Annotated in this window: 16 protein-coding genes and 1 rRNA gene; 3 read left to right on the forward strand and 14 right to left on the reverse strand. The window is 56.2% G+C overall.

Going from position 1 to position 19550, the window contains the following annotated elements:
- Together rrf and K2184_RS18140 are read left to right on the forward strand one after the other, a co-directional pair.
- Positions 1-77 (forward strand): 5S ribosomal RNA (gene rrf, locus K2184_RS18135); the annotation flags it as partial.
- Positions 78-778: 701 nt separating this feature from the next.
- Complete coding sequence (locus tag K2184_RS18140) at positions 779-1096, forward strand: hypothetical protein (RefSeq protein WP_004108706.1); 318 nt, start codon at positions 779-781, stop codon at positions 1094-1096.
- Positions 1097-1133: 37 nt separating this feature from the next.
- Here the strand turns inward: K2184_RS18140 and K2184_RS18145 are convergent, their stop codons facing one another.
- Genes K2184_RS18145 through K2184_RS18155 form a run of 3 tightly spaced genes read right to left on the reverse strand, consistent with a single transcriptional unit; the run spans position 1134 to position 6051 of the window.
- Positions 1134-2258: an ABC transporter permease gene (locus K2184_RS18145; protein WP_004108704.1), complete on the reverse strand. Its 1125-nt coding sequence runs from the start codon at positions 2256-2258 to the stop codon at positions 1134-1136.
- On the reverse strand, positions 2258-4987 hold the full coding sequence (rbbA, locus tag K2184_RS18150; protein WP_163525815.1) for a ribosome-associated ATPase/putative transporter RbbA: 2730 nt from the start codon (positions 4985-4987) through the stop codon (positions 2258-2260). The genes K2184_RS18145 and rbbA overlap by 1 nt, the downstream gene beginning before the upstream one ends.
- Positions 4984-6051, reverse strand: a complete 1068-nt coding sequence (locus tag K2184_RS18155; RefSeq protein WP_049592124.1) for an HlyD family secretion protein — start codon at positions 6049-6051, stop codon at positions 4984-4986. The genes rbbA and K2184_RS18155 overlap by 4 nt, the downstream gene beginning before the upstream one ends.
- Before the next feature lie 532 nt (positions 6052-6583).
- Here K2184_RS18155 and K2184_RS18160 point away from each other — a divergent pair.
- The gene (locus K2184_RS18160; RefSeq protein WP_004108697.1) at positions 6584-7981 is read left to right on the forward strand and encodes a diguanylate cyclase; all 1398 of its coding nucleotides are present in this window, start codon (positions 6584-6586) and stop codon (positions 7979-7981) included.
- Between the two features lie 160 nt (positions 7982-8141).
- On the opposite strand, the gene trpS is transcribed toward K2184_RS18160, so the two are convergent.
- From trpS to cutC, 11 genes are all read right to left on the reverse strand, one after another.
- Entirely contained in the window at positions 8142-9149 is a 1008-nt protein-coding gene (trpS, locus tag K2184_RS18165; RefSeq protein WP_004108695.1) for a tryptophan--tRNA ligase, read from the reverse strand.
- A gap of 207 nt (positions 9150-9356) precedes the next feature.
- Positions 9357-10613, reverse strand: coding sequence for a tryptophan permease (gene mtr, locus K2184_RS18170; RefSeq protein WP_004108693.1), 1257 nt, complete (start codon positions 10611-10613; stop codon positions 9357-9359).
- 138 nt (positions 10614-10751) lie between these two features.
- On the reverse strand, positions 10752-12140 hold the full coding sequence (gene tnaA / locus K2184_RS18175) for a tryptophanase (RefSeq protein WP_004108691.1): 1389 nt from the start codon (positions 12138-12140) through the stop codon (positions 10752-10754).
- 123 nt (positions 12141-12263) lie between these two features.
- Positions 12264-12359, reverse strand: a complete 96-nt coding sequence (tnaC, locus tag K2184_RS18180) for a tryptophanase leader peptide (protein WP_004098218.1) — start codon at positions 12357-12359, stop codon at positions 12264-12266.
- 251 nt (positions 12360-12610) lie between these two features.
- Positions 12611-12940, reverse strand: coding sequence for a DMT family transporter (locus K2184_RS18185; RefSeq protein WP_004108688.1), 330 nt, complete (start codon positions 12938-12940; stop codon positions 12611-12613).
- A 17-nt stretch (positions 12941-12957) separates the two neighbouring features.
- The gene (locus K2184_RS18190; RefSeq protein WP_004108687.1) at positions 12958-13374 is read right to left on the reverse strand and encodes a DMT family transporter; all 417 of its coding nucleotides are present in this window, start codon (positions 13372-13374) and stop codon (positions 12958-12960) included.
- A gap of 19 nt (positions 13375-13393) precedes the next feature.
- Positions 13394-14080, reverse strand: coding sequence for a hypothetical protein (locus K2184_RS18195; protein WP_064407096.1), 687 nt, complete (start codon positions 14078-14080; stop codon positions 13394-13396).
- A gap of 12 nt (positions 14081-14092) precedes the next feature.
- The gene (locus K2184_RS18200; protein ID WP_004108682.1) at positions 14093-14713 is read right to left on the reverse strand and encodes a phosphate propanoyltransferase; all 621 of its coding nucleotides are present in this window, start codon (positions 14711-14713) and stop codon (positions 14093-14095) included.
- Positions 14710-15138, reverse strand: coding sequence for a BMC domain-containing protein (locus tag K2184_RS18205; protein ID WP_064407095.1), 429 nt, complete (start codon positions 15136-15138; stop codon positions 14710-14712). The genes K2184_RS18200 and K2184_RS18205 overlap by 4 nt, the downstream gene beginning before the upstream one ends.
- A 12-nt stretch (positions 15139-15150) precedes the next feature.
- Positions 15151-16098: a choline TMA-lyase-activating enzyme gene (cutD, locus tag K2184_RS18210; protein WP_064407094.1), complete on the reverse strand. Its 948-nt coding sequence runs from the start codon at positions 16096-16098 to the stop codon at positions 15151-15153.
- A gap of 56 nt (positions 16099-16154) precedes the next feature.
- Entirely contained in the window at positions 16155-19541 is a 3387-nt protein-coding gene (gene cutC / locus K2184_RS18215; RefSeq protein WP_163525814.1) for a choline trimethylamine-lyase, read from the reverse strand.
- Positions 19542-19550: the final 9 nt, after the last annotated feature.

The raw sequence follows: 19550 nt of genomic DNA on the forward strand, positions 1-19550 counted from the left end.
CCGAACTCAGAAGTGAAACGCCGTAGCGCCGATGGTAGTGTGGGGTCTCCCCATGTGAGAGTAGGGAACTGCCAGGCATCAAACAAGTGAAGAGCCCATCCTGACGGATGGGCTTTTTGCGTTTTTGAAGTAAATTTGCTTTTTTCCTGCCACGGGCAACATTTCTCGCTCTTGTGCGGGACGCCTGCTGTCCGAGGGTATCGCTGGCTCTCATGCGCAGAATCTCCCCATCTTGTTGATACAGATAACGTTTTATCTTTTATTGCCTGCATCATCCTTGTGAGCGTCTCTGTTTCTGTGGAGGCCGCCCCGAAAACTACCAATTAGCCGCTACGAAGAATGAAAATACATTTATGGCAGCGTAATTATTTATTGGAAAATAATCGACGATAAATTCGCTTTCTGAATGAAATAATATCCTGAGGCGTTGTTTTCTATTGATTGGCAATTGACAAAGAAATAACCATATATATAAACCTGCTTCTTAATATTTAATGTGAATTATTTAAAGAATATTTCTGTGCTAATTCTTAAGTTACTCTAATGTAAATATATTAACAAACAGGTGAGAAAGCTTCGCGACGCGGCGGGCTATGGGCATAACCGCTGGACTTTTTCAGCGAAATGTCTTAGTGTCCTTAACACTTTGTTAACTCGATCTGGTTTAAGTTAATTCAAATTTGCTAAAAACATAGGGTGCATTGCCTGTATGGAAGCTAACCCGGTAACGTCTTTTGACGAATAATGCATGTTACCGGCTGGCAATATGAGAATAGTAATGAAAATTCTGATTAACTGGCCTCCTTTGCGCCAACTGATAAATTATATCCAGGAGCGTTTTACCTTTCTGGTTTTGCTCTGCTGGCCGGCGATTATCTGGCTGGTTTGTTGGCTGCTCGTATGGCTAACGGAGAGCGTAATGACGATGCTGGGCAAGTCGGTAGACCACTCATTTACCGTGAATTTACAGCCTTTTATGACGCTAAGTACGCTGCTGCGAATCTCCGTTAGCTGGGTGCTGCTGCTATTTATCCTGTTCAGCATGGCGATGGGATTCACCTGGCTCCTGCGGCGCTTTATGAACCGTAAGAAATAGAGCCGGTACGGCGACAAGCGACGATACCGGCATGACCTCAGGCCATTTCCCCGATCGTCTTACGAAAACGCAGTAGCGCGATAGTAAAAAACACGCCACCGATAGCCAGCAGCGTCAGAAACTGCGGCCAGACGATAGAGAAATCAGCGCCTCGATAAAGAATAGCCTGCGCCAGACTAACAAAGTGGGTTGTCGGCATGGTGAGCATAATGTCCTGTACTGCCTGCGGCATACTTTCGCGAGGCGTGGAGCCGCCGGATAGCATCTGCAGTGGCAAAAGCACCAGAATCATCAGCAGCCCCAGCTGCGGCATTGAACGCGCCACCGTCCCCATAAAAATGCCGATTGAGGTGGTAGCAAACAGGCTCAGGGCTACCCCCAGCATAAATAGCGGTATTGAGCCCTCTATCGGTACCTGCAGAACCCCCTGAACCATCAGCATCAGCGAGAGCCCGGAAACCACCAGCACCACCAGCCCCATTGACCATATCTTTGCCATCATGATTTCGAACGGCGTGACCGGCATAACCAGCAGGTGCTCCACGGTACCATGTTCCCGCTCGCGTATCAGCGCCGACCCGGTCAGCACGATCGCCAGCATGGTGATATTGTTAATGATTGCCATGACGGCGCCGAAACGCTCCTGCTCCAGATTCGGGTTAAAACGCATTCTGACGGCCAGCTCAACCGGCAGCGTGCCGTTGTCCCGGTAGCGGGCGACAAAGCTGTTCACCTCGCCGGTGACAATATTCTGGATATAGCTATTGCCGGTAAACGCCTGGCTCATTCGCGTCGCGTCCACGTTAACCTGCAGCTCGGGGTGGCGTCCGGCCAGAACGTCGCGCTGAAAATCCGGCGGGATATTGATGGCGAAAGTATACCGCCCCGCATCCAGTCCGGCGTCCATCTCATCAGCTGTAATCAGCTCCGGAGGCAAAAACCAGGGCCGGTAAAAACCATTGATGATACGCGATGAAAGCTGCGACTTATCCATGTCGGCAATAGCGATGGGCGCCAGATGCAGCGAACCCGGCATGACGGTTGCGGAGGAGTAAACCGAGACGGTAAAAGCGAAGACAATTAACGTCAGCATCGCTTTATCGCCCAACAGGCTACGGAGCTCTTTCATTCCCAAATTATAAATATTGCGTAGTCCGCGCATTATCCCTCCTGTTTTTTCAACAGCCACACGCTCAGGCCCAGCACCAGCGGAACCGCGATAAGTAGCGGAATAAAGGATCCCCACAGGTCGGTCAGATTCAGCGCTTTGGAAAACGTTCCTCGCGCAATCGTCAGAAAGTGGCTGGTTGGATAAATCTGGCCAATCCAGCGCCCAGGCCCTTCCAGCGAGGCGACGGGGTCGATCATCCCGGAAAACTGCGTCGCCGGGATAAGCGTAATGATCGCGGTGCCGAAAATCGCCGCAATCTGACTTTTCATAAAGGTTGAAATCAGCAGGCCAAGTCCGGTGGCGATAGTGACGTAGAGCAGCGCGGCCAGGGTGAGCGTCAGAAAACTCCCTTTGTGCGGTACGCCAAAGACAAAGACCGACAGTGCGCAGAGCAGAAAGAAGTTAAACATCCCCAGTACGATATACGGCAGCTGTTTACCCAGCAGAAATTCGCTGCGAGTGGTTGGCGTCACGTATAAATTGATGATTGAACCAAGCTCTTTCTCGCGGACCACGCTGAGCGCGCTGAGCATCGCCGGGATCATCATCAACAGTAGCGGGATCACCGCCGGAACAATAGCCGGCAGGCTCTTCACATCCGGGTTATAGCGGTAGCGGGTCTCAATGGAAATCAGTGAAGTATCGCGATTGGGGCTAGCCTGGCGGCTGGCCATCTCCTGCAGCCAGGCCAGATGCATGGCCTGCACGTAGCCGCGCACGGTTTCCGCGCGGTTCGGCATCGCGCCGTCCACCCAGACGCCAATTTGCACCGGCGTCCCTCGGGCGATATCGCGGCCAAAGTTGGGCGGGATCTCGATAGCCACCGCCAGCTCGCCGTTGCGCATTCTTCTGTCCAGTTCACTATAGCTTTGTAGCGGTGGCTGTTCGATGAAGTAGCGCGAGCCGGCGATATTTTGCGACCATCCCTGGCTGCTGACGGTCTGGTCGCGGTCGAGCACCGCAAATCGCAGATCTTCGACGTCCATACTGATCCCGTAACCCATGATAAACATCAGGATCACCGTGCCGAGCAGCGCCAGGGTCGATCGAACCGGATCGCGGCGCAGCTCAAGCGCCTCGCGGCGACTGTAGCTAAACAGGCGCTGCAGGCTGAACGCCTGTCGCGGCACACTGCTTTCGGTTTTGTGTTCTATCGCGGGAACCGCTGTAGCCTGCGCATCTGGCGGCTGCGTCGCCTCTGCCGCCTCCTGTAGCCAGGCGATAAATGCCTCTTCAAGCGTGGCCGAACCGCGCTGTTCGACCAGTGCCTGCGGCGTATCGCTGGCCAGGACTTTTCCGGCATGCATCAGCGAAATGCGATCGCAGCGTTCCGCTTCATTCATAAAGTGGGTGGAGATAAAAATGGTCACCCGATCCTGACGGGCCAGATCGACCATTAGCTGCCAGAACATATCCCTGGCCACCGGATCGACGCCGGAGGTAGGTTCGTCAAGAATTAACATTTCCGGGCGATGAATCACCGCGACCGCCAGCGAGAGCCGCTGACGAATACCTAACGGTAGCGAAGCGGGCAGGGTATCCTCTACCTCTTCCAGCATAAAGCGCTGGCTTATTTCGGCGATCCGCCCGGGGATCTCCGCATCCGGAATGTGGAACAGGCGGGCATGCAGCTCAAGGTTTTGCCGTACGGTCAGTTCGCTATAGAGAGAGAAGGCCTGCGACATATAGCCGACGCGGCGGCGGGTTTCGATATCTCTGGGATCGACCGGTTGTCCAAACAGCCACGCCTCGCCTTCGCTGGCCGGTAGCAGTCCGGTCAGCATTTTCATGGTTGTTGATTTGCCGCAGCCGTTAGATCCGAGGAAGCCGAAAATCTCGCCGCGGGCGATGCGAAAGTTGACGTGATCAACGGCGACAAATTGACCGAAGCGCATCGTCAGCCCGCGCGCTTCAATCGCAATTTCGCTTTCATCGGCATTGCGCGGTGGGATGATCACTTCTTTATGCGCCAGGCGCTGGGCTTCGGGAAGCAGAGCGATAAACGCCTGTTCCAGCGTCTGACTTGCCGTATGCGCTTTAAGCTCATCGGCGCTGCCGGTTGCCAGAACTTCCCCCGCGTTCATGGCTACCAGCCAGTCAAAACGTTCCGCCTCCTCCATGTAAGCGGTGGCGACCAGCACGCTCATGTCCGGCTGACGCTGGCGAATGCTGTCGATCAGATCCCAAAACTGCGCTCGCGAGAGGGGATCGACGCCGGTGGTAGGTTCATCAAGAATCAGCAGCTGCGGGTCGTGAATAAGCGCGCAGCACAGGCCGAGCTTTTGCTTCATCCCGCCGGAGAGTTTTCCCGCCGGACGGTCGCGAAACGGCGCCAGGCCGGTACTCTGCAGCAACTCATTGATGCGGATGTCGCGTTCGGCTTTATCATGGCCGAACAGACGAGCAAAGAAATCGACATTTTCATAGACCGACAGGGTATGGTAGAGGTTCTTTCCTAGCCCCTGCGGCATCCAGGCGATTTTCGGGCAGACGTCCCGGCGATGGCGCACATCGCTCATATCGCCGCCGAGCACCATGACGTTACCGTGCTCAATCACTCGCGCGCCGGAGATCAACGATAGCAGGCTGGACTTGCCCACGCCGTCAGGCCCGATCAGGCCCACCATACAGCGGGCGGGAATGCTCAGCGTAATGTCCTTCAGCGCGACGGTTACGCCAAAGTGCTGGCTGACGTTTTCCAGGCGGGCGACGGTTTTCATTGCGGCAACCTCACCTTCAGCGCTTCAGGCCACGCCTGCTGGTTATCCAGACGGACCCATGCCATACCGGGCAGGCCGGTCTTCACATACTCCAGATGCTCTGCCAGCAGCTCTGGCGGAATGCGGGCTTTCACGCGGAACATCAGCTTCAGCCGTTCATCGCTGGTTTCCACCGTTTTGGGCGTAAACTGCGCCACGCTGGCGACAAAACTGATATTGGCGGGAATCACCAGGTTCGGCGCGGCATCAAGGATAATTCGCGCTTCGCTGCCCAGCGCCAGCAGACCCGCCTGCTCGGTCGGCAGGAAGAAGGTCATATAAACGTCGGACAAGTCGACCATATTCAGCACCCGGCCTCCCGCCGCCAGTACCTCTCCTGGTTCGGCAACGCGGTACTGAATACGGCCATCGCGCGGCGCTTTCAGCTCGCTATCGTCGATGTCGGCGATAATCCGCCGTTCGGTCGCCTGGGCGGCCTCGACCCGGGTTTGCGCCTGAATGATGCTGGTTCGCGCCGCCTCAATCGCGGCCCTGGCGGCAGAGACCTGAGATTTCGCGGATTCCAGCGCCGCCCTGGCGCTTTCTGCCGCCGCCTGGTCGTCATCCAGTTGCTGGGCGGAGACTGCACCGCGCTGCGAGAGCGTGCTGGAGCGGACGTGGCGTTTAGCCGAGGAGTTCAGCTCCGCCTGCCGCTGCTTCACCACCGCTTCCGTGGCGCGCATTTCGCTTTGACGCTGGTCGAGCAGGGCTTTCGCGGCGGCAATCGCGCTCTCTGCTTCCTTGATTTGCGCGGCGGCCTCCAGCCGCTGTTCGTTGAGCACTCGGGTGTCCATACGCGCCAGCACATCGCCCTGACGAACAAACTGCCCCTCTTTGACCAGGATGGTATCGATACGTCCGGCGGTTTTGGTGGCAATATCGACTTCTGTGGCTTCGATTCTACCGTTACTGCTGGCAAATCCTGCCGGAACCCCCGGCGGGCGCAGCATCCACCATGCCGCAGCGGCAATCACCACTGCTAAACCAATAACGTATCCAACCCAACGTCGTTTGATTTTGTCCATACGCGACTCGCTTTTTTCCATTGGCTGAGTGGTGCGCGCTTCTCCTCCGCATGGCGAAGTTTCGTCTCTTCAGGAAAGGGAGAAATCGGGGATAAGGCCAACCGGCGCAGGGTTCCAGCAGCGCTGCTAACCGGTCAGAAGGAGGTGCGATCAATGTGGTCATCATCAGCAATCCTCGCCTTAAATGAAACACGCATATTTATTGCTACCGTCAATGTCATACTAACACCCGCGATGAGTATGTCCATATACAAAGCAGGGTCTTGTCGTTGAGTTAACATAAAAACGGTCCGCAGCGCAGTGGGTCAATATTATCCATTATGCTTATTGGGTTTTATGCTCCGGATACCGGCGCAGATAATCTTTCCGCGCTTCATTAAATCATCGTACATATAAGCTATTTTTCAGCGCTAATAACCAGAGGATATTATTCCCGGGCGACTGGTGCATTTTTAATCTGGTTGCTCCTGGAGAACTGTTGTATGATCGGCGGCCCTGAAAATACACTCACGCCGGGCGAGCGCTTTATTCAATGAAAGATGAAAGCCAAAAATATATCTCAATTATTTTTAAGGAGTGGTTGCCGCTGTACGACAGCCTGACGCCGGAAGTGAGGGCGGTACTTAAAAATATTGCCGGGCAGCAGGCGGAGGCGTTAGCGACCCGTTTTTATGATTTTATTTTCCAGGATCCTGACATCGCGCGGCACCTTAGCTATGACTTAGTTCAGGAACGGCTCAGCAGCTCGCTGGCCGGATGGGTGAAAGATATCCTGATGTGCGATAAGGAAAATTTGCAGGCGCTGGCGGAGCGGCAGTATCTGATCGGCAGCATTCATTCACGCATCGGAATCCCGGCAGAGGCGGTACTTCGCGGCGCGCGCCAGCTGAAAGCCGGGCTGATTGAAAATATCCGCGATAGTCACTTCGATCGCGAGACCAGCGTCGCCGCCATCTACTACGCCATCATGGCCATTAATATGGCGGTAGAAATGATGTGCCATGCCTATACCCTGTCGCACTATCGGGCGACGAAAAATGAAGAGGCCTACCGCCTGTATAGCCTGATGGATAACGTGCCGCTGGAATATGGCAAACAGCAGGCTTCGCTCTCCGGATGGGAAAATACCGCTATTTTTAATATTGTCAGCGATAATAAAACGGATATTAACGGGGCGTTATTATCTGATTCGGAATTTGGCCTGTGGTTCCGCCATAAATGCGTGCGTTATTTTAACAAAAATCCGCAAATGCAGGAAATCGCCGATTTAATTAGCAAGGTGGATGCGCTGTTATCCGCCTGGAAATCCTCATCTGACGGTTCTGAGTATAAAAATACGCAGGCTCTGCTGCAGGGGATCCATATCCATTGCCAGCAGATCGGCAGCCAGCTGGGCGTGCTGTTTAGCAGCCTGTCGCAGATGCAAAGCGGTAAAGATACGTTGACCAGCCTGCTGAACCGCCGCTATCTGCCGGTGGTGCTTAAGCATGAAGTGACGCTGGCGATGGAATATGAACTGCCGATGACGGTGGCGATTATCGATATCGACCACTTTAAAGAGATCAATGATAGCTGGGGTCATATGGTCGGCGACCGGGCGATTAAGCACGTTGCGGAGCTGCTCAGCGATAATATTCGCTCCAGCGATTATATCTTCCGCTACGGCGGCGAAGAGTTTCTGCTGGTGCTGGTGGAGACCGGCGCTGCGGAAGCCTTTACTATCCTCGAACGGCTGCGTAAAAAAATCAGCCAGCTGGCATTTAGCGTTGGCGCTGACAATGAGATTTCGATTACCGCCAGCATCGGCTACGCCGTCCACTCCGGTCATCCGGATTACAATCTGCTGCTGCGCGATGCCGACAGCGCGCTGTACGTCGCCAAGCGCAATGGGCGCAACTGCGTGAAGATGCATGAAGGCGACGGGAATTAATCTGCCAATCTGCCGAGCCCTTCCCGGAGGCGGCGCGCTGCGCCTGTCCGGGCTACCTGACCGCAGGCGGCGGTGAACCTGTAGCCCGGGCAAGGCGCGTCAGGCGCCGCCCCCGGGAGAGATATGGCAACGGCTTTCAACGCGGAGATATTTCCACGCCTCAAAACAGCACCGGCAGCCCCAGCCCGCGTTTTACTTCATGCAGCGTCCGTTGTGTCAGTTCGTGCGCCCGTTCGCTTCCCCGGCGCAGCAGCGCCAGCAGCATGCCTTTATCCTGAATATAAGTCGCCCGACGCTCGCGTATCGGCGCCAGCAGCTCCTGTAAGCAGGTCTCCAGCGCATTTTTGCACTGCCTGTCTCCCAGCCCTCCGCGCCGATAGTGGGCTTTCATCTCGGCAACGAAGGCCTTATCAGCATGAAAGGCATCGAGATAAGTAAAGACCACGTTGCCTTCTGTCTGACCCGGGTCGGCGACCCGCAGGTGATTCGGATCGGTATACATGGCGCTGACCGCACGATGGATCTCCTCTTCGCTGGCCGAAAGGGTGAGCGTGTTGCCCAGCGATTTCGACATTTTGGCGTTGCCATCGATGCCCGGCAGGCGGCTGACGTCGCTGAGCAGCGCTTTGCAGTGCTGTAAGATCGGCGTCGTCGTCAGGCTATTCATTTTGTGCACGATCTCGTTGGTCTGTTCAATCATCGGTAGCTGATCGTCGCCAACCGGCACCAGTTCGGCCTTAAAGGCGGTGATATCGGCGGCCTGGCTTATGGGATAGGCTAAAAATCCCACCGGCAGCGAGCGGGAAAACCCCTTCTGGGCGATTTCATTTTTTACCGTCGGATTGCGCTCAACCCGGGCGACGGTGACGATATTCATATACAGCGCGCTGAGTTCGGCCAGCGCCGGCAGAGCGGATTGCAGGCAAATGGTGGTCTTCTGCGGATCGATACCGACGGCGAGATAATCGGCCATCACCTCAAGGATATTGCTGCTGATTTTTTGTGGGTTACTGCCGTTGTCGGTCAGTCCCTGCAGGTCCGCGACGAGGATAAACTGCTGATGGTCGTGCTGGAGCAGCACGCGCTGGCGCAGGGAACCAACGTAGTGGCCGAGGTGCAGCTGGCCGGTAGGACGGTCGCCGGTCAGGATCGTTTGGCTGGTGTTCATGAGTGACTCCTTAGGATGCTATCAGGCCGAAGGGCGACACTCAGAAACAACAAAGCCGCCTTCCGGCGGCTTTGAATAGAGGAAACGTGAAATCTTGCCGCCTGTTATGCAGGCAGCCACCAACGGCGGAGGTGAGAGATGACAACGTTTCTGTTCATCTTTTTATCCTGCCACGAAAAGTGGCGCGAGTGAAAGCCCTTTTTTCATTTAGCGATAAACCGGTAGCAGGTTAAAACTGGATAAAACATGAATTATCGCGTTGGCGCCGCCGAAGCATAAAATCAGGATAATCATGGCATTGCCGCCCCAGACCCGATAGTTCGGGCTGCCGAAACGCCTGCGCGAGGCGCGCGCCAGCAGGGCGGGGACGATAGCGGCCCAGACGGTAGCGGCGAGACCGGCGAAGCCAATGGCGTAGATAAAACCGTCAGGCCACAGCAGACCGCCGGCGATCGGCGGCAGAAAGGTCACCAGCGCGGTTTTAAACCGCCCCAGCCGGCTATCGTCAAACTTAAACAGATCCGCCAGGTAATCGAACAGGCCGAGTGTTACGCCCAGGAATGAGCTGGCGACGGCGAAGTTGGAAAAGACGGTCAGCAATAAATCGAGAGTCGAACTGTTCAGCAGGCCGCTTAAGGTCTGCACCAGCACGTCGATGTTGCCGCCTTTTTCGGCGATAGCGATAAACGCCGGGCGCGGAATATTGCCCATTGTGCCGACCAGCCAGATGATATATAGCACCAGCGCCATCAGCGTGCCGAGCAGCAGGCAGCGGCGAATGATAAGCGGGTCTTTACCGTAGTACTTCATCAGGCTGGGGACGTTGCCGTGATAGCCAAAGGAGGCCAGGCAGAACGGCAGCGTCATCAGAACGTAGGGCAGATAGGACGCATTGACCTCCGCGCGGTTAAACAGAATCGCGGGCTCCACGTGCCACATCAGACCGCCAAAGGTCATAAAGAAGGTGAGAATTTTGGCGCCCAGCACGATAGTCGTCATCCGGCTTACCGCTTTCGTACTCAGCCAGACGATAAAGGCGACGATCAGCGCGAACGCCAGCCCGCCCAGGCGTGCGGGAACCGCGAGGTTCATCTGCGCAAAAGTATGCTGAATAACTGAACCGCTGGCGGAAATATAGGCGTAGGTCAGGATATATAATACAAAGGCGACGGTCAGACCGTTGATAATATTCCAGCCGTTTCCCAGTAAATCTTTCGTAATCGTGTCGAAGCTGGCGCCAATATGATAATTGAGATTGGCTTCGAGGATCATTAGCCCGGAATGCAGCATGCAAAACCAGGTAAAGATAAGCGCCAGCAGCGACCAGAAAAACCAGGCACCGGACATCACCACCGGTAAAGAAAACATGCCTGCGCCAATAATCGTGCCGCCGATAATCATCGCTCCGCCAATCAGCGATGGTGTATTAGTTGAGACCGCTTTTGAGACTGATAATGTAGCCATAAGGTGCATTCCTCACGTGGCTATATAGTAAATAACGGGCTGCGGGCAAACGGCTACCCGGCGCAACCCGAATAATTGAGCTTAAAAAGATGGAGTTAAATTAATGGCGCTCTTATTGCGAGAGCGCCCTGATAGGGTTTATTTCACCGGTTTCAGTCTGGCGACGAAGTGGCGCAGTACCGGCGGTTCATAGGTAAAGGTCAGGCCCTTAATCGTGGCGGCGCGCGCCTTAACGGCGATCAGCGCATCAGCGATATAGTCCATATGATCGTTGGTATAAACCCGACGCGGAATGGTCAGGCGCAGCAGCTCCATCGGCGACGCCTTCTGCTTACCGGTTTCCGGGTCGCGTCCCAGCAGCAGGGAGCCGATTTCCACGCTGCGAATGCCCGCTTCCAGATACAGCTCGTTGTTTAGCGCGTGCGCCGGGAACTGCTCCGGCGGAATATGCGGCAGCAGCAGCTTAGCATCGACGAACACCGCATGGCCGCCGGTCGGATACTGAATCGGAATGCCGCCTTCGCGCAGGCGTTCACCGAGGTACTCCACCTGATTGATGCGATAAGCGAGGTAATCCTCGTTGGTCCCTTCTTCCAGACCGATAGCCAGCGCCTCCATATCGCGCCCCGCCAGGCCGCCGTAGGTGACAAAGCCTTCCATCGGCACGCAGCGAATGCGCACTTCGTTGAAGAGCTCTTCGTCATCGCGGAAGCAGCACAGTCCGCCAATATTCACCATCGGGTCTTTCTTGGCGGACATGGTCAGCATATCGCCGTACTGGTACATCTCGAGAATAATCTCTTTCACCGATTTATCGGCATAGCCCTCTTCGCGCTGTTTAATAAACCAGGCGTTTTCGCAGAAGCGGGCGGAGTCGATTACCACCGGAATATTGTTCTGGCGCGCAATTTGATACACCTCGCGCATATTCGCCAGCGATACCGGCTGGCCGCCGGAACTGTTACAGGTGACGGTAGTAATAATCGCCGCCACGTTTTCCGCGCCGTGCTCGGCGATGGTCGCTTTCAGTAAATCAATATCAAAGTTGCCTTTCCAGTCGTACCACGAGGTCGTGTCGAAGGCTTTCGGCGTCACCACGTTAATGGCTTTTGCGCCGTTAAGCTCCACGTGAGCGGCGGTAGTATCGAAGTGGAAGTTGGAAATAAACACCGGATGCGCCGACTTGCGGCGAGCAATCAGGCTTGGGAACAGAATCTGCTCCGCGCCGCGCCCCTGGTGGGTGGGAATGGTATACGGATAGCCGATAATCTCTTTGACCTTTTCACACAGATGCTGATAGTTACGCGACCCGGCGTAGGCTTCGTCGCCCATCATCAGCCCGGCCCATTGATGGTCGCTCATCGCGCCGGTGCCGGAGTCGGTCAGCAGGTCGATATACACGTCCTGGCTATTGAGCAAAAACGGGTTATAGCCCGCCTCTTCCAGCGCTTTGACGCGATCGTCAAAGGTGGTCATACGAATATTTTCGACCATTTTAATGCGGAACGGCTCAGGGATACGTTTCATTTATTTTCTCCATGGGAATGCTGTGCCGCGTCTGGCTATTTGGCGACAAGTAATGGGCGCAACAAATAGCGACTAAACGCAGTGCTGAATTAATTTTTTTAGGGAGTAAACAGCAGCGGAGAATTAACGAGGGAAGTCGTTGGAGATGCGGTGATCTAAATTATACCAGTCGTCCAGGCCGCCCTGGGCGATGAGGCGATAAATCGATTTTTGCGTCATGACATCGTCCTCTGTGGTTGAAGGGATGCCATAAAAATAAGGTAATATGAGAAAATAACCACGATTAAAATCACAAAAAATTAGTTATTGATAAGTGGAGTATAAAAATTTGACGCTCGTCGTATTTTTAGCGTTATTGATTATTTGGTTAGCAGGCGATGGTTTTTTGTTTTTTTAATTGTGCCAATGACGGCTTATTTAGTAGGGGTATTTAGCGCCTTCACCGCAATAAATGAAGGCGCAGGAGTGACTTACATGCTGGAAAAGACGTTCATAATGATGCCGCCGGAGATGATCAGCACCATGGCGAGGATGGCCGGAATATCCGGTTTCTGCTTATAGAGGATCATCGAGCAAATCGTGACGCCGACGATACCAAAGCCGCACCATAACGAGTAGGCGACGCCGACCGGAATAGTGCTCATCGCGCGGGTGAGGGCGAAGTAGCACAGGCCGTAGGCGCAGACCACCAGCACCGACGGCGCCAGTTTACTGAAGCCGTTGGTCTTTTTGATCATCGACGTGCCGGTGATTTCGGAGCCGATAGACAGCGCCAGCCATAAAAATCCGAGGTTAAACATATGCGATTCCTTTTCAGTTAGTTGGCGACTTTTTTGTCCAGCGATGAAGCAGCCGAGGCTTCTGCGGGCGCTTCCTCGCTCTCTTCGCTACCCATTTTGGAAAACAGATTCATGATCACAATACCGCTGGCGATAACCGCCATGCCGATAATGGCGGCGGTATCCGGGTGCTGGCCGTAAAACGCCATTCCCAGCGTCGATACCACGAGGATGCCGGTACCGGACCAGGTGGCGTAGGCCAGACCGACGGGAATATCTTTCACCGCGCGGGACAGCGAGTAGTAGCAGGTGCAATACAGCAGTACCAGCAGCCCGAGCAGCAGCATTTTGGTTATCCCTTCACTGCTGCCGAACATTTTGAGGGTGGAGGTGGCTGAGGTTTCGGAAACGATAACCAGCAGCATCCATAGCCAACACTTTGTTTTTGAAGACATAAGTTAAACTCCGGGTTTACTATTTAAGGTAAGGTTCTTTTTTTCTGTTTTTTAAAAAATCGATAGCGGCATCGGTTAACTGCGCTTGAGGCGCACCGGCCAGCGCCGGATTATTCACCACGTCTGTGACAGTGAGATAACGGCGCGGACCGCTCGCCGGCGCCACCGTTACTTCGCGACCCGACGCCAGCTTCTCCAGCAATTCGTTCATGGTGCACAGCGTGACGCCGCATTCGGCCAGGCGGGAAAGCGTGGCCTGCATATGCCCGGCGTAAGCGGTATCAGGCTGCGCGCCCCGCAGCTGGTTAAGCTCGCTGGCGGGATCGCAGTGATAGCGCAGCGCCAGCACCGGCAGACCGCTCAGCAGAGCATCGTGCACGCGGCGGGCAAAGGGACTGTGCAGAGAACCATTCACCAGATCCGCCGCCAGCGGGTAGTCGAGAAATGGCAGCAGCAGCGCTTTATACGCAGCGGACGGCAGCCCATATTGCCAGTCAGCCGCCGGTAGCGTTTTACCGATACTCTGCCACTGCTCGCCGTCGTCAATGCCGCTATCCAGCGCCAGGTGCAGGCTCTCGCCGCAGCCGGCCAGCCGCTGGCGAATAGCGTGCCGGTAGCCCGCCGCGGCGGTCACCATTACCAGTACCGGCGGCCGCAGACGCTGGACAATGCGTTCAACCAGCTCTTCCATCTGTTGGTTGGTCATGGCGAGCCTCCGTTAGCCGATGAGCGCGACCTGCGCGCCGTTTTTCAAGCCGGCGGCGTTGGCCTCTTCGGTATCAATATGAAACTCCAGCGCGAAGTCTTCGCGTACCCGCACGACCACTTCATCGAAGGTCAGCTGGCGTTCACCGTTGCTGCGGACGCTAACCTTCTGGCCGTTGGTGACGTTCAACTGGCGGGCGTCCTGCGGTGACATATGGATATGCCGCCAGGCGCAGATCACCTGAGACCGCAGTTCAACGTGGCCTGCCGGGCCGATCAGCAGCGCGCTGCCCGCATTCTCCAGCTGGCCGGATTCGCGAACCGGTGCTTTGATGCCGAGGGTAAAGCAGTCGGCGCGGGAGATTTCCAGCTGCGATACCGGGCGGGTTGGGCCGAGGACGCGCACGTGGGTGAGCGAGCCCTTCGGACCGACCACAGTGACGCACTCCTGGGCAGCGAACTGTCCCGGCTGACGCAGCGGCTTAAACGGCGTCAGGACATAGCCCTTGCCAAACAACGCTTCGACGTCCTGCTGCGCCAGATGGACGTGACGGTTAGAGATGCCGACCGGGATAGCCGGCGCAACGTGGCTCAGGCGGGCGGCGATTTTTTCATGGAGCAGGGTGTCGATCATGCCTTCTTCCCTTTCCTTATCGCCGCGTTTTTATCTTCCGTCGCCGCGGGCGCGGCGGCGGGCTCAGTGGGTTCCCTTGTTTCCACAGCGGCGGGTGCGACGATTTCAGCCTCAAGCGGGGCTGCAGCGGCAGCTTCCGCACGCGGCGGATGGCCTTTGAGGGTGCTGAGGGCTTCCACGACGCTGCGTTCCGGACGAGCGATCATCAGGGATTTCACCTGCGGGTCGATAAGCTCAGCGACGGCCACGCCGCGTTCGATGGCGGTGTGAATCGCGCTGATCTCCCCCTCAAAGCAGACGCTAACCAGCCCCGATCCGACTTTGCGGTAGCCAAAGCAGGTCACTCCTGCGCTTTTACAGGCGGCATCTACGGCCTGAACGGCGGCAACTAACCCTCGAGTTTCAATTACGCCTAAACTTTTCATTGTCGGCTCCTGTTAATGGCGGACTAAGCGAATATCAAAATCAAACTGCGTGAAGAACGTTTCCAGCAGGTCTAACTCTTCGGCGGAATATGTCGGGTCCCGGGCGATGGGGTAGGGCATATCGAGGCGCTCATATTTTTTGCGCCCGAGCTGGTGGTACGGCAGCATATCGATGCGGCGGATATTTCCGCGCTTCGCCAGCTTTTGGACATAATCAATGGCCCCGGTAATGGCATCGAACGAGTCGTTATAGCCGCGAACCAGCGGCATGCGGATAATGACGTTAGCGCCGGAATCCACCAGCCACTCCAGGTTGCGGCGAATGCCTTCGTTGCCAATGCCAAATAACGCTTTATGGTGCTCGCTATTAATTTGCTTAATATCGAATAAGAAGGTGTCGGTCACCGGCGCCAGCTTTTGATAATTAGCCAGCGGCGTAGTGCCCTGCGTTTCCACGGCGGTATTGAGCATCATCTTTTTGCATTCGCTAAATAGCGCGACGGCAAAATCGGTCTGCAGGCTCATTTCTCCGCCGCCGATGGTGACGCCGCCGCCGGAGGAGATATAAAAGTCGTAGTCCTGCATGATGATCTCCATCAGTTCGCTGACGGTGACATCTTTACCCATAATATCCAGCGCGTTCTGCGTGCAGATCTCTTCGCACTTGCGGCAGCCGATGCAGTCTTTATTGCGGTTGACGAAGTGCTTCATTTCGCCGTTTTCTTCCGCCCGATAATGAATTCCCGCCGGGCAGACGTTGACGCAGTCGCCGCAGTTAATGCATTTATCCTGGGAGAACATCACCTGAAACTGGCTATTCAGCCCTTCCGGGTTAGCGCACCACGGGCAGCGAATATTGCAGCCTTTGAAAAAAACCAGCGTGCGGATCCCATCGCCGTCATAGATCGAATATTTCTGAATATTGAATATTCGCCCGGTTAATTCTTGTTTTGCGCTCACATTTACCTCCAGAAATACGATCGGGACATCCGTGTCCAAAAACGTCCGTGTTTTTATCAGAACTTCTCAATTACCGTACGGCTGATAATCTCGTCCTGAACTTCTTTGCACAGCTCAACGAAGTAGGCGCTGTAGCCCGCGACGCGGACGATCAGATCGCGGTATTTTTCCGGCTCCTGCTGGGCTTTTTTCAGCACTTCGTTATCGACATAGCTGAACTGCATCTGGCCATTGCCGAGAATCGACGCGGTGCGCAGCAGGGTAATCAGGCCGTGACGACCTTCCGGGGTATCCAGCAGCCCTTTGAGGAACTTGAAGTTGTGCACCATGCCGATATTCATGGTTTCGACGTTCATCTTGCTCACCGACTTGATGATCGCCGTTGGACCCTGTTTATCCGCGCCCTGGGTTGGGCTGATGCCGTCGGAGAGCGGCATCCACGCCAGGCGACCGTTCGGCGTGGCGTTGGTCAGCTCACCGATCGGCGTGTTGTTGGAGATGGATAGTGTGCCGTGGCTCAGGGTGGAGTAGAGCATCTTGTACTTACGGCACTCGCGCTCGGTCCACTCGGTGATATCCAGTGCATACTGGTCAACGTAGTTATCATCGTTGCCGTATTTCGGCGCGTTGAGGCAATCGCGACGCAGGCCTTCAAAGCCTTCGAAGTTCGCCAGCAGCGCGTCGCGCATCTGCTCAAGGGTGTATTTCTTATCTTCAAACACCAGTTTACGAATCGCCGCCATGGAATCGACGTAGGTCGCCAGACCGGAGAAGATCAGCCCCGGGCCGTGGTTGATCATCGCGCCGCCGGCGGCAACGTCTTTCCCTTTTTCCATGCAGCCTTCTACCAGCAGCGACATCAGCGGCTTCGGCGCCACGTCGCGGTGCACGCGCTGGCTGATGACCGTACCGATCGCCGACAGGCGTACGATATGGGCAATCTGTTTTTTCACCGCCGCGTCGAACGCTTCGAAGGTGTGCAGGTCGCGCAGGTCGCCGGTATCCAGCCCCTGATAGCTGTCAAACAGCACCATCCGACCGCGGTTTAAAACGAACTCAATGGCGATGGGCCACTGGGTGTAGCCGGTGGAGGTCCACTGGTAGATGCGGCCGGATTTCTGCGGCTCAACGCAGCCCATCAGGCAGTAGTCGCGGGCGTCTTCGAAATCGAAGCCTTTTCGCAGCATCATCTTGATATGGGAGTCGTCGAAGTGGCAGGCCGGGAAGCCCATCCCCGCTTTGACGACGTCGACGATTTTTTCCATATACTTCTGCGGCGACTGGTTGTGAATACGGCAGGCCAGCGACGGCTGGTAAACCTTCACGAAGCGCACGGCGTCCATGATCAAATAAGTCAGGTCGTTACAGGCATCGCCGCCGGAGCGCTTCTGACCGCCGACAGTCAGGTTGATAAACGGCTGATAGCCGGCGAAATATTTCGCCCCAAGCTCGCTGGACATCCACATCAGCTCGGCGCATTTGATGATAAACGCCTGCAGCAGCTCCAGCGCGGTGTCGTGAGTCAGGCGGCCTTCGCGGATATCGGCTTCAAACATCGGGTAGCAGTACTGGTCTACGCGACCCAGGGACAGCCCGGTCTGGTTCTCTTCAATTTCAAACAGCGATTCCACGGTCCAGATGCTCTGCAGTGCCTCCTGCAGCGTTTTCGGCGGGTTCGCCGGCACGTTCTGGTTCACCTCAGCGATGGTCAGTAGCTCGGCGCGGCGCTGGGCGTTCTGTTCAACGGCGGCCAGTTCGCGGGCGCGGGCGGCGATGCGGTGTGCGTAGTTAATCACCCCTTCGCAGGTTTCAATGGCCGCCTTGTAGTAGTAAATACGGTCGATATCTTCCGGGTTTTCCATGCTCAGGCTGGCAAGATGCGCCTCGGCGTCGGCTTTAATGCCGTTCATCCCTTTGGTAAACAGCAGCACATCGTAGCCCGGGCAGGTGTCGCCGCCGCCGTTGATCTGGTGGTAGGAGAGGTCGCTGACGAAGGTTTCGCCGCTGAATGCCCATACGCCCGCTTCGCGGTACTGGGCTTCGCAGATTTCGTCCAGCGAGCGGCCTTCCCAGAACGGTACGATCTCTTCGCGGATGGTTTTCTTATCTGCTTCGCTGATCTCAAACGGATCCTGCGGACGGGTACTCATGGTGTCGAGTTCGTCGCGCACCCAGCGCCAGGCGATATCCGGCGAGAAGGCGCCCGCGCGCGGCTTGCCGCACGGATGACCGACGATCAGCTCATCATCCTGAATCAGAATTGGCGCGGTTTCGCAGGCGTGGCGGAAGGCTTTGGCGCGCAGCAGAATTGTCGGCATGCCGGGGTTGGCTTTGACCACTTCGGTAAAGGCCAGCGCGCGATAGATAGAGACGCTCGGGCGCACGGTCAGGTAGTGGTTGCGCAGGCGCTGCATGCGCGGAGTCAGCCCTTCTGCTGCCGGCGTATCGCCGGCGGCGGCAAACGGGGCGGCGGAAACGTGTTGTACTCCCTTGAACAGACGCACCGGCAGATTCAGGGCGCTCAGGTTTTGCTGCGCGCTGAGGAACATGTCGGAGAGTTCGTTGATGCACGCATTCTCAAGGCTTGCGCCGTGCAGCATGGCGTCAAACATCGGATAACCGTCGATCGCGCAGGCGGCGCGCACTTCGCACAGTTCCGCCAGCTTGAACCACAGCGATTCGACGATTTCATACGCCTGCTGCGGGGAGAGCGCGCCGTTGTTGATATCGTGCTGGTAGTAAGGCAGCAGGGCTTTGTCGGCGCCTTCCGGGTTGACGGCGTAGCTGCCGTTATCCAGCTGGAGCGCCAGCTGGAACAGATAAAAGGCCTGGCACGCCTCTTTGAAGCTGCGCGCCGGATGCGCCGGAACATGGTGCAGAATGGCGGCGCTGTCCAGCAGTTCCGCCCGGCGGTAAGCGTTGGTTTCCGCGGCGGCCAGCTGTTCCGCGCTGTTGGCCAGGTTTTGCGCCAGCGCCAGCAGGGCATCGCAGGCGTAGATGGCCGCACGGCAGCCGTTGACGTCGTCCATGCCGCTGCGGCTGACGGCGCTGCCCAGCGCGCGGGTTTTCTCTTCCAGCTGATGTTTTATCGCCAGTACGCCTTTTTCGACCACCAGCTTGTAATCCGGGGAGTCGAGATCGCTATTCAGATTGAGAAACTGGAACGCGGACGGGCGACGGGCGGCGCTCTCGTCGTGGAAAATCGCCCCGTGCGGTTTGCGGGTCTGGTTGCCGACGATCAGCTCGTCGGCGCTGATGCACAGCGGCAGCTGGCGCATCAGTTCATAGAAACGGCGCGCCGGTTTGACGGCGGCGGGAACCCCGGCGATATCGCCATCAAGGGCGTTGAGTGTGGTGGCATGTTCGGTGCACAGGGTGCTTTTTTGTGAGAGTAAACGTTCTGCCAACACTTTGACGCGCGGCGTTAAGCTGTAGTGTGCCATGGGTAAGGT

This window comes from Klebsiella sp. K5-306 (assembly GCF_051835185.1).
GTDB classification, from domain to species: domain Bacteria; phylum Pseudomonadota; class Gammaproteobacteria; order Enterobacterales; family Enterobacteriaceae; genus Klebsiella; species Klebsiella oxytoca.